The sequence below is a fragment of the Azonexus sp. GW821-FHT04F04 genome, assembly GCF_059420025.1.
This window is the reverse complement of record NZ_JBWKSX010000016.1, coordinates 58,566-68,709: the sequence shown is the minus strand read 5'-3', so window position 1 is coordinate 68,709 and position 10,144 is coordinate 58,566. Positions and strand designations below refer to the sequence as shown.

Sequence of the window (10,144 nt, the reverse complement as noted above, 5' to 3'; positions counted from 1 at the left end):
CTGCGAGGATATTGGGCGAAGCTCCAAGCGCAATGGCAGTCAGAACTACAGCGAATATGGTTTTCATCGGGTCTCCTGTGACATGGGCAAAATGTCCAAACAATATTAACAGAGGCTTAAATCAAAAATGTGCGGCAGGCGATCATCCGCTATTGGCCAAAGATTGAGGTCGCCAACGGCTGCTTCGTAGATTTCCGTGTTGCTGAAATTGGGATTGGCCGAATGTCGGCTATGGGAAAAACTGACCGACCGCAATAGCCGGAGACTGTGTGAATACACCTGGGCTGTGTACTCCAAACAGGTGGTTCGTGCGTTAAGCCCTCTATGATGATGGATGTCTGGAGGCTGGCATGAAACGATTCATTGAAGGTGACAATCGGCGGCAGATCACGCTTTTGCCGGAATCACTCGATGAGTACATCGAAGCAGAGAATCCGGTCCGTGTCGTCGATCTCTTCATCGATCAGCTGGAACTGGGTAGGCTGTGCTTCTCCGTTGAGCCGGCTGCCACCGGGCGACCTTCGTATCATCCATCGACGCTCCTGAAACTCTATTTGTACGGCTACCTCAATCGCGTTCAATCAAGTCGTCGCTTGGAGCGAGAAGCGCAACGGAATATTGAGTTGACGTGGCTGCTCGGTCGGCTGTCGCCCGATTTCAAGACCATTGCTGACTTTCGGCGAGACAATGGCGAAGGCATCCGCAATGGCTGCCGTCAGTTTGTTGTGCCGCGCCGCCAGCTGAAGCTCTTTGTCCAAGCGGCTATGGCCATTGATGGCAGCAAATTCAATGCGGTCAATGCCCATGACCGCAACTTCACGCAGGGTAAACTTGAAAAGCGGATGCAGGAAATCGACCGTTGCATCGAGCGCTATCTGACAGAGATGGATACCGCAGATCGTCAGCCAACCGGCATTGCCGAAGCGAGAACGACTCGGCTCAAGGAGAAGATGGCAACGCTGACTGCCCGAATGGCGCATTTGAAGGAAATCCAAACTCAATTAGATCAGTCACCCACTGGGCAAATCTCGCTTACCGATCCGGATGCCCGCGCTATGGCAACCAGTACCAGTCGTGGGTTGGTGGGCTATAGTTCAAACGGCCGTCGATACCCAGCACCATCTCATCGTTGCCCACGAGGTCACCAATATCGGCAGTGACCGTCGTCAGTTGGCGAAGATGGCCAGGCAGGCCAAGGTTGCGATGGCCGCGTCGGATCTCCAGGTCATTGCGGACCGTGGCTATTATCATGGCGAAGAGATTCACGCCTGCGAGGAATCGGGCATTACCCCTTTTGTTTCGAAGCCCATGACCTCTTTAGCCAAGGCGAACGGGCGATTCGATAAAGAGGATTTCGTCTTCGAGCCAGAGACCGGCGAGTATCAGTGCCCGGCAGGTAGCCGACTGATCTGGCGTTTCTCAACCGTCGATCGGGGAGCATTGATCCATAAATACTGGAGCTCCGATTGCCCACGCTGCTCGATCAAAGACCAATGTACGCCGAGCCCCTATCGGCACGTTGCTCGCGGGGAATATGAATCCAGCCTGGAAGCGATGCAGAAACGCCTCGATAGGAAACCAGACTCAATGCGCACGCGACGACAGACCGTCGAGCATCCGTTCGGTACATTGAAGGATTGGATGGGGGCCACACATTTCCTGACACGGACCTTGGAACGGGTCAGCACCAAAATGAGCCTGCATGTTCTTGCCTACAACATGAAACGAGTGATGAAGATCATCGTAATTGGGGAACTGAAGGCAGCTATGCAGGCCTAGCGGGGCCTTTTTGCCTGTCTTATTCGGAATGCCAACCGGCAAACCCAAAATTAGCGGGCGGAATTTCAGAATCCAACCCGTGGCGGCCGAAATCCCCGAGCGTTTCCACACAGCCTCGCCGAATTCCGGCCCCATGCCGCTGACAACAGGCAAAGTCGACCAAAACAGCCTATGGCATCCTGAATAAAAATGGCCAGTTCTGATTTCAGACTGGCCATTGGCTAATTGATGTGGGGAATGTCAGCTTCTACGCCGTGGTTACGTCGGCATCATGCCTATACTTTTGAAAAGACCCGCATATTGGCGAAAAGGACAGTCGGGCTAAAACTCTCGACGTTCACAGTCTTTCTGTATTTGACGATCTCGTCCTCGGGAATATTTCGCCATACCCCGAAAAAAACTGGTTGTGAGTTTCTCAACAGAATCTGCCCAAAGCGGAAGAAGCGATCTCCAGAATGAACGCCGCAAAGCCGACATTCGCAATCGACTGCGGTCAGCACCGCGCCGTATGAAAGGTAATCGAGTAGCCATCGGGATCGCCAGCGACGAAGAAGCGACCGAAGGGGCCGTCGGCGAGCGGGCTGAGGATCGCCCCGCCCCGCTTGACAATCAGGTCATGCAGCGTATCAGCGTCGGTGCAAGCGATCCAGAGTGCCATGCCCACACCGAGTGGCCCCGCTTCGGGAAGCGCACGCAGAGGCTCCCGCAGCGCCAACGGGATCGGCTCGGTCTTGAAAATGACCGCTCCGGGAGGACAGTGCGCCGAGGCTTCGAAACCGAAGATATCGACGTAGAACTTGTGGGATGCGGCGAGGTTGCGCACTTGCAAGGCAATAAAGTCGGGGCCGATTGGGGTTGTCATGTGAGCTCCTGTTGAGTAATATAAGGAACCTGATATTAATGTAAGGCCCCTGATATGTCAACGGCGAAAAGAGCGCCTCGGAGCGGAGTCGACTGGATCGGCTACAACCTGAAGATCACGCAACATCGATTGAGGCAACGCCTGGATGCCGAACTCACGCGGCTCGGCATCACGGCACCGCAGAACGCGGTCTTGCTTGCAGTCGCTGGCAATCCGCGCATCTCGAATGCCGAGTTGGCGCGCGCGGCGTTCGTGACGCCGCAGACCATGCAAGGAATCCTCGTCAATCTCGAACGCGGTGGTCTAATTGCGCGGAGCCCGCACCCGGAGCACGGCCGGGTCATCATGACCGATCTGACGAAGGCAGGCCAAAAGGCCGTCGCCGAGGGCGCGAAAGCTGCCGACGTGGTGGAGCGCCAGATGCTATCCAGGCTTTCAACTGAAGAGGCCGGGCTTCTTTGCGAGTTGCTCAAGCGCTGTGCCGCCGCGCTGGGCGACGAGCCGTCTGACAGCTAGGGATTGTCTACGGCTATGAGCGAGCGTCACCCCACCTGGGGTCATGCATGTCATTTCCGACCTTGGGGCCTTCGCATCCAGGCCAACTATTTTGTTGAGCTCTCGCGACCCGGCTCCCATCCAACCAGTGAGTTGGGGCGGCAACTCTACATAAAAGCCTACCGACCCAAATACACCATATGCCAGCTTTTTGCCCTCTGGCAACACGCCCTTGGCTCAACAAACTGCACCGTGCTGCCCGAGAATTCCCAGCGTTTGGCCGAAAGACGAGCGAACAGGCCTCTTCTGCAGACGCCAGCGCAGGGCTGTCGCCATCCGTCGAGGCCATCGCCCTGATTCAATCCCCATAGCGTTACCGTCGGCGCCTCGGTTCAGTCCAAAGGGGTTTTAGCCAACCGGACGCGGAAGGGGCGCCGTACCTCCGCTCAGATGCCGTGCGCCGCGCCCGCGAGGCTAAAAATCCTCTGCCATATGTGTAGCTGCACATATTGCATATTTAGGTGGACTACTCGCTCGGCAAGCTACGCCAAGGGCACAGCAGGAAGACAATACGCTGGAAGCATCCGGCGATAAGGGCTTGCCCGAAGAGCATTGAGTTTTTGGGGCATCCGGATTTTCCGGGGGACGGCCGCTATTTTGCTATTCCCAGGAAAACCGCCAAGCACCGCTCAACCTCCAGCAAATGACCGGCATCCAGGCTTCCAAAAATCTCTCCGATTTTTTCTCTTGGGACTGTCATGCACTTGTCGACCATGACCTGGGATGTCTTCCGCAAAGCGTTTGTATCATTCGGTTCAACGGTCACGCGAAACAGAGGTGTTTGGCGCAAGTCACCAGTTACAGGCAAGACGGTTATGGAAGGATGCGCATCAAAAAAATCGGATTGGATAATCAGTGCCGGTCGAGGTTTTCCGTAATCGCCTTGAAGAGCAATGGTTACAAGGTCGCCGCGCTTCATTCCCAGCCCTCAGTATCTGCTACTGCGGCAGCCCATTCCAGTATTTCGCGCTCTTGATTGTCGTTACGCAATGATTCAGATTGGCGATGACATTCTTCAGCAAACGAAGGTCGCCGCGTATCGGGCACCCATATCTGGACTGGGCGGAGTCCAGCCATGCGAAGTGCGTCACGGCGCTTCTGAACCCGAGTCGTAACAGGTGTTCCCATATTAAATCCTCCTATGTTACATGTAACAAATATAAGGCATTTCGCTGTTACATGCAACGGGGCGTCCACCGTAAAATCGGATACCCAGTTTTTGGCACGCAGCCCTCGCACGCTCACAACAGAAACAAGGGCTTCGGGGCAAGCCGTTAACAAAAAGTGACTAAACGGCTTGGCAGTGTGAATAAAAAGGGGGATCGATTTATTCGATTCCCCTTTTTAATGCGTGCGGCTCGGCTATTCGACATCTCCACAAGCCTCCGCCTAGCGGTAGCTATGCCATATGGAGTTTCTCGTATGCCGGATACAACTTTGTCTTGCGGTGTCCGCCCTCCACCACTTCTTTGCCGCGAACCTTGCCGCCCTGAATGAGATTGACAGCATGATCATGGGCTCTCCGATACTGCATCCCGAGCATTTTGGCCACCTCGTAGATGCTCATTCCCGGGGTTTTGGCTATGGCGACGAGGAACTGGCGGCGCCGTTTCGGCATGGCGTTGAAATCAGCAGTGGGGCGCAGATTCCAGCCCCCTCCCGCAAGCCTGCTCCATGCCATGTCGTAAACTCCCGCTTTCCGTGCAATCTTTTCCGGTAAGTTTGCACGAAGAAATGGCCAGTCCCTGATGAACTTTTTCACCCCGTAAAAATGGACGAACTCTGAAATATCCAATCCCGTCACAGCGTCAGGCAAATAGGAACGGTGCCCCTCCGAAACACGCTCCTTCCACTTTTCCAGTGGAACGTCGCGATCCCAGTACGCCTTCTTGCTGACGGCCTCCCAAGATTCCACTTCCATTAGTGGTTTCATCTGGCCCTCCCGCCTCTCTTCGATGGGGTTGGCTCAGGTTCTCGTGCGGCCTCGTCCTCCATGTCGTCAAATAGAGTTGTTGCTCCTATTTGCTCGTAAAGGGCGCTTTGCAGGTAAAAAACATCCCGCGCCTGATTCCATCCTGTGGCACAGACGATTTCCTCAAGTTCGTCCATCAGATCGAACCACGGCATGCTGGCAAGGCCATTGTCGAACGCGTCGGAAGGGAAGGCGTATGGAAGGGAATCAATGAACCCCCTGATGGACTGAAACTCCACGGACAGCACATGCAGGTCGAACAGGTCGCGTGCCTTTTGTCGTCCGTCTTCGAACGAGTCGCCTTCCGAACCGCTTCCTGCCACGGTTCTAAGTTTCCTGTGATACAGGCCAGGGATCTCCTCTGTCCGGACGGTCAAGCCTCCAAACGCTCTCTCTACCGCCGGAAAGGTCTCAAAATAAGCGTCCTCCACGAATGACACCTTCAATCTCTGTCCGTTGTGGAGGACGTATCCATGGAGTTGATTCGCCTTCCTCGGATCATCGACAATGTCCTTCGTCTCGTAGATGATGCCGGCTTTTTTCAAGGCAGCAGCCATGTCGGCAGCCTTGAATCCATGGGGCAGAAAGAAATCGAGGTTATAGGACAGCCGATGGCCCATCCAGCATCGCGAGAGTGCGGTTCCGCCGCACAGCTTGGCTTCGTTGAACTGGATATCTCCCATGGATTGCAATCTGGCTAAAACTGCTTCTTGCAACAGGTAAAGAGTCTCTTGTTTTATTCTTTCGGCCATTTAAATCTCCAAGATGACATATATGTCATCTTGTGCTATCGAGGCAGATTTGTCAATAAACCATATCCAGACTTCCAGGCGGCCACTTTTTTGGAGACGGACAAAAATACCCAGAGAAAATCTTCTGCAGCTCTTGCCCGTGGTTGCGGCCTTGGAAGGCCGTTTTACTCACTTTTTGTTAACTGCTTGGCTTCGCGGCCCCGTTTTTAATCTGTGGATCACGGCCGTATTCCCATGCGGCGCCGCAGTCCCTCGCGATAGAGCACCGCCCCGATGTGGCAGAGTAGTGCCTCATCGTCCTCGGAAAGTTCGAGACCATCCATCCAGGCCGCCAACTGAAAGATGGCATCGTCAATCACTTCGACGCTGCCGCCGATGTCCAGCACTTCGGCATGTACTTCGAAGTGCTTGATGATTGGGTGGTCGATCATGATGCACCTGCCGCTCTCGGAAAATGCGATGGAGACCATGGGAGTACTAAGCCACAGAAAGCGGCAATTCCGACTCGCCTTTGTGCCCCCCCCCTTCTTCCTGCCGTCAGCCTGCCGGCGTCAGGTCGAATCTTCGCCCTGGCAACTTGCAGCCCAAAACGTATTGACGGCAGCACCAATGGCTCCTGTGAATAGTGGATCTGGGTTGGTTCTGCGACTTGGCAACCCAATTTTGCTGAACCGGTATGGCCTCGACCAACGTCTGCCGCTTTGCCTAAGCCAGTCCTCATCTTAAAATATCGGCATGACTCGCTCCGAACTCATCACCCTGCTTGCCGAACGCTTTCCGAAACTCGTGCAAAAGGATGCCGAGATAGCAGTCGCGGAAATTCTCAAGGCAATCCATGTTGCACTGGCCGACGGAAATCGCGTCGAAATTCGCGGATTCGGCACCTTCGGTCTGAACTACCGTCCGCCCCGCCAAGCCCGCAATCCAAAAACCGGCACGGCAGTGGCGGTCCAGGGGAAATGGGTTCCCGCCTTCAAGGCCGGCAAGGAACTGCGGGAACGCGTAAACGATGCGGCGCCCCCAGCTCCTTAAAGTTCCGGCACAGCCTCAGTGCGGACCAAAGATTAATACACCGGCTGTTGAAGCGGCCTGTATCAAACTCGCGTCAAGGCTTGCTAATGGCAGGCCGGCGCGCAGTGCCAACTCCAGATAAGCAGCATCGTAGGCCGATAGCTTGTAGCGCCGGGCAAGATTCAAGGTGCCGCCCAAGGCATGCACTGCCGTCGCCTGATCGGTCGTGATATTGAGTCGCCCGAGGAGGGCAATATAGCGTTGCGAGTCTGCCTCGGTCACGCCGCCCCTAGCTTCGAGCTTGGCGACAACATTGGCAATTTCCAGCGCAAATAGCGATGGCACGACAGCTTGCGATTCCTTAAGCCCCACCAGGGCGGCGGTAGCATAATCCGCACCGGCCGGATTCGTTTCCGGCGCGAGCCAGAGCAGCGCGACTGAAGCATCCAAAACGAAATTCACGCCCGCCCCTCGTTGATAAGCGCTTTGAGATCAACAGCCCCCACCGACTTGTGAGCCTGTATGAAGGACAGCATGTCATCAACAGCAGCCACGGCGTCCGAGTGCTTATTGCTTTCCGCCGGCACAAGATCGGCCACCGCCTCGCCGCGCAGGGTAATGGTGTAGCGATTGCCGGTCTGGATTCCGCGCAACAACTCTGGCAGCTTTGTCTTGGCTTCGTATGACCCAACTTCGATGTTCATGGCTTTTTCCTTACGATACACATAGACCAGAATATAGACCAGTCTGTAAAAGTCAAGATTTGAAAGGCGCTGGCGCCAACCATGTTTTGCACAAAACGGCGAGTTATCGCGCCTGGCTTGACGTGGGGGTGGTGGGTGTTTCCATGAAGGTTCCCGCTGTGAGATACCTTCATGCTCTCGTCGAATGGACGGCCTTCAAGGGCATGTCTGGATCGGAAAATGCCCCCTACCCGCTCGTCCCCGTCAAATCTGGACTGGGTTGCCCCCCCTTGGTCAGTTCGATCAGGTCTTCCACTGCCTGCGTACCCCAGCGCAGACAGTAGGCCAGGGAGCTTTCTTCGTGGTGCATGGCGTTCAGTTCGCACTGCTTGCCGCTCTCGATCCGATTCCAGGCCTGCTGCGCCTGATTGAGCAGGTGACCGACCTCAATTAGCGCCATGCGGTCCTCCAGTGTGATTTGGTCGAGCAGGTGCTTTTCCAGCGGCATGTCAGGTCCTCGTCGAGTGGGTACAGCCAACGAAGCGCTTCAGGCGCGCCATCAACTGCTGGCGGTGATCGGGGAAGCGAGTAAGGTTCGGGTCGCTGGCGTCCTGCTTCCACCAGAGACTCGCGTAGTCGGAGACGACGCCGTTGTAGCCGCACGCCGGCCCATCCTCATCGAACTCGGCGCACAGGCGCCGGATCGCCTCGCGGTGGGTCAAGCGAGTGATGGACACCAGCACGGCCGGGTTCCACACCACCCAAACATTGCCGCCGAAGCCGCGCACCGCATCCATGCCGGACTCGTCGAAGAACTTATCCCAGGCCTCGCCCTGCGTATTCCGCCCGTCGAGGCGGTCCGTCCAGCAAGCGGTCGGTGCAAGCCGCGCTTCCAGCACGCAACCGCCCGTTTCATACGTTCCGTATTCGTAGGCGACGGTAAGCGACTCGCTCAGACAGACGCCAGTTCCGGTGTAATTGCGTGAACGGGAGCGACGAAAACCCGAGCGCAGGATGGCGCGGGCTGCGGCGCTGCGGGTGCCGTGGTAGAGCGGGTAGATCAGGTGAGGTATTTGGGTATCCATGTAACCAGCGTCTCATCCGATCTACTGGCTGCAAGGGCAGTTATCTCGTCCTCTGAAACCCGGCAGATTGACGCCGCCCGCTTCCGCCCGGCGCACTGGGGTAGCGGCTCGTCCAGATAGGCAATCGGGTTCTGCTTGCCAAGGCTGAGCGCAGGGCGGAAGACGATGGACCCTTGCAGGCGGTCACGGAGCAAACGCCTTGCCCAACCCAGGTGCTCTGAAAACCCAACCGATATACGGCTTGATACCTACCATCTTCGGATATATTCTTTGGTATGTATCAATCGGACGGATGGTCTCCAAGCTTCTTCGATTCCATCCGCGACATACACCGTTCGCCCCCTCGGGCCAAACGTTGGCGAAGGAGATCGAGATGACCCAGACTGCGAAAATTTTCGTGACCGGACGCAGCCAGGCCGTCCGCCTGCCACTCGAATACCGCTTTGAGGAAAGGGAGGTTTATATCCGCCGCGACTCGCTCACAGGAGACGTCATCCTGTCGCGTCACCCCGAGTCTTGGGCAGGTTTCTTCGCCCTCGATGCGACAACGGAAGTTCCCGCTGATTTCATGAGCGAGGCGGATCGAAAGCAAGGAATACCGTCGCGCGATCCGTTCGAGGAAGCCGGTGAATGACGACTTACCTACTCGACACGAACATCGCGAGTCACATCATCAAGGGTGACATTCCACAAGTACGTGAGCGCCTGATCGCCGTGCCCATGGCCAGCATTGCGATCTCTGCCGTGACACAGGCTGAACTGCTGCATGGTGTCGCTAAACAAGGCCATCCGCCGGGCTTGGCCGCCCGCGTTCGCGAGTTCCTGATTCGCGTTACGATCCTGCCATGGACAGCCGAAGTCGGTGAAGTCTATGGTGCATTGCGCGCCGAGTGTGAGGCGACAGGTATCACGCTCGCGCCGATGGACATGATGATCGCTGCGCATGCCAAAACTCTGGATCTTGCAGCAAGCACAGCGCAAGACGAAGTCGTGCTCATTACCCGGGATCGCGTATTCAGACGTGCCCCCGGAAACTTCAAGGTGGATGACTGGAGCCGCACCATCTAGCTTGCCACGCCTGTCTGGCCGTAGTTCTAAAGAACATTTTCCGGCACCGTTACCGCGTGATCACGCCGGACCAAATCGGTTTTTGTAAATCAACCAAACCGGCATACTACCAGTACGAATTCCAGCAGCTGGCGAACAATACATAGGCGTTGATGACATCAATCGGCACTTGTCGCACAACCACACAATGTCGTGTTCCGAGAGTATCGAGCCATGTCAACGGGGTACCCGACACCATAATCACGCGCTTCGACATAGCGCGCGTACAGTTCCATCAACTTCGGATCGGCGGCTTCGGCTGCGAGAAAAAGCCGGGTGGTCGCAGACCACGGGGCTGTCGCGCGGGATGGAACGATTGGCGAACGTCCGTTGCAGAC

The 10,144-nt window shown here is 56.1% G+C and carries 14 protein-coding genes and 1 pseudogene; 5 read left to right on the top strand and 10 right to left on the bottom strand.

Going from position 1 to position 10,144, the window contains the following annotated elements; genetic code table 11:
- Positions 1 to 350 precede the first annotated feature (350 nt).
- A pseudogene (locus AC07TV_RS21330) lies at positions 351 to 1,779 on the top strand (IS1182 family transposase).
- A gap of 493 nt (positions 1,780 to 2,272) precedes the next feature.
- Here the strand turns inward: AC07TV_RS21330 and AC07TV_RS21325 are convergent.
- On the bottom strand, positions 2,273 to 2,641 hold the full coding sequence (locus tag AC07TV_RS21325; protein ID WP_494650386.1) for a VOC family protein: 369 nt from the start codon (positions 2,639 to 2,641) through the stop codon (positions 2,273 to 2,275).
- A gap of 54 nt (positions 2,642 to 2,695) precedes the next feature.
- On the opposite strand from AC07TV_RS21325, the gene AC07TV_RS21320 reads away from it, so the two are divergent.
- A complete protein-coding gene (locus AC07TV_RS21320; RefSeq protein WP_494650385.1) occupies positions 2,696 to 3,157 on the top strand; it encodes a MarR family winged helix-turn-helix transcriptional regulator in 462 nt (153 codons plus the stop codon).
- 631 nt (positions 3,158 to 3,788) lie between these two features.
- Here AC07TV_RS21320 and AC07TV_RS21315 read toward each other — a convergent pair.
- From AC07TV_RS21315 to AC07TV_RS21295, 5 genes are all read right to left on the bottom strand, one after another.
- Positions 3,789 to 4,115: a type II toxin-antitoxin system PemK/MazF family toxin gene (locus AC07TV_RS21315; protein ID WP_494650384.1), complete on the bottom strand. Its 327-nt coding sequence runs from the start codon at positions 4,113 to 4,115 to the stop codon at positions 3,789 to 3,791.
- Entirely contained in the window at positions 4,112 to 4,324 is a 213-nt protein-coding gene (locus AC07TV_RS21310; protein WP_494650383.1) for an antitoxin MazE family protein, read from the bottom strand. The genes AC07TV_RS21315 and AC07TV_RS21310 overlap by 4 nt, the downstream gene beginning before the upstream one ends.
- A gap of 271 nt (positions 4,325 to 4,595) precedes the next feature.
- Positions 4,596 to 5,129: a hypothetical protein gene (locus tag AC07TV_RS21305; protein ID WP_494650382.1), complete on the bottom strand. Its 534-nt coding sequence runs from the start codon at positions 5,127 to 5,129 to the stop codon at positions 4,596 to 4,598.
- Positions 5,126 to 5,920 (bottom strand): nucleotidyl transferase AbiEii/AbiGii toxin family protein, encoded by a 795-nt coding sequence (locus tag AC07TV_RS21300; RefSeq protein WP_494650381.1) that lies wholly within the window; start codon positions 5,918 to 5,920, stop codon positions 5,126 to 5,128. Before AC07TV_RS21300 ends, AC07TV_RS21305 begins: the two co-directional genes overlap by 4 nt.
- A gap of 218 nt (positions 5,921 to 6,138) precedes the next feature.
- The gene (locus tag AC07TV_RS21295; protein WP_494650380.1) at positions 6,139 to 6,351 is read right to left on the bottom strand and encodes a hypothetical protein; all 213 of its coding nucleotides are present in this window, start codon (positions 6,349 to 6,351) and stop codon (positions 6,139 to 6,141) included.
- A gap of 304 nt (positions 6,352 to 6,655) precedes the next feature.
- Here AC07TV_RS21295 and AC07TV_RS21290 point away from each other — a divergent pair, with 304 nt between their 5' ends.
- On the top strand, positions 6,656 to 6,952 hold the full coding sequence (locus tag AC07TV_RS21290; RefSeq protein ID WP_494650379.1) for an integration host factor subunit beta: 297 nt from the start codon (positions 6,656 to 6,658) through the stop codon (positions 6,950 to 6,952).
- Positions 6,953 to 6,967: 15 nt separating this feature from the next.
- Here the strand turns inward: AC07TV_RS21290 and AC07TV_RS21285 are convergent, their stop codons facing one another.
- From AC07TV_RS21285 to AC07TV_RS21270, 4 genes are all read right to left on the bottom strand, one after another.
- A complete protein-coding gene (locus AC07TV_RS21285) occupies positions 6,968 to 7,393 on the bottom strand; it encodes a type II toxin-antitoxin system VapC family toxin (protein ID WP_494650378.1) in 426 nt (141 codons plus the stop codon).
- Positions 7,390 to 7,635: a type II toxin-antitoxin system Phd/YefM family antitoxin gene (locus tag AC07TV_RS21280; protein WP_494650377.1), complete on the bottom strand. Its 246-nt coding sequence runs from the start codon at positions 7,633 to 7,635 to the stop codon at positions 7,390 to 7,392. The genes AC07TV_RS21285 and AC07TV_RS21280 overlap by 4 nt, the downstream gene beginning before the upstream one ends.
- Positions 7,636 to 7,861: 226 nt before the next feature.
- Positions 7,862 to 8,122 carry a hypothetical protein gene (locus AC07TV_RS21275; RefSeq protein ID WP_494650376.1) on the bottom strand — a complete coding sequence of 87 codons (261 nt, stop codon included), beginning with the start codon at positions 8,120 to 8,122 and terminating at the stop codon, positions 7,862 to 7,864.
- A gap of 1 nt (position 8,123) precedes the next feature.
- Positions 8,124 to 8,699, bottom strand: a complete 576-nt coding sequence (locus tag AC07TV_RS21270) for a hypothetical protein (RefSeq protein ID WP_494650375.1) — start codon at positions 8,697 to 8,699, stop codon at positions 8,124 to 8,126.
- Between the two features lie 373 nt (positions 8,700 to 9,072).
- Here AC07TV_RS21270 and AC07TV_RS21265 point away from each other — a divergent pair, with 373 nt between their 5' ends.
- Together AC07TV_RS21265 and AC07TV_RS21260 are read left to right on the top strand one after the other, a co-directional pair.
- Positions 9,073 to 9,333, top strand: a complete 261-nt coding sequence (locus AC07TV_RS21265; protein ID WP_494650374.1) for an antitoxin — start codon at positions 9,073 to 9,075, stop codon at positions 9,331 to 9,333.
- A complete protein-coding gene (locus tag AC07TV_RS21260) occupies positions 9,330 to 9,767 on the top strand; it encodes a type II toxin-antitoxin system VapC family toxin (RefSeq protein ID WP_494650373.1) in 438 nt (145 codons plus the stop codon). Before AC07TV_RS21265 ends, AC07TV_RS21260 begins: the two co-directional genes overlap by 4 nt.
- Positions 9,768 to 10,144 lie beyond the last annotated feature (377 nt).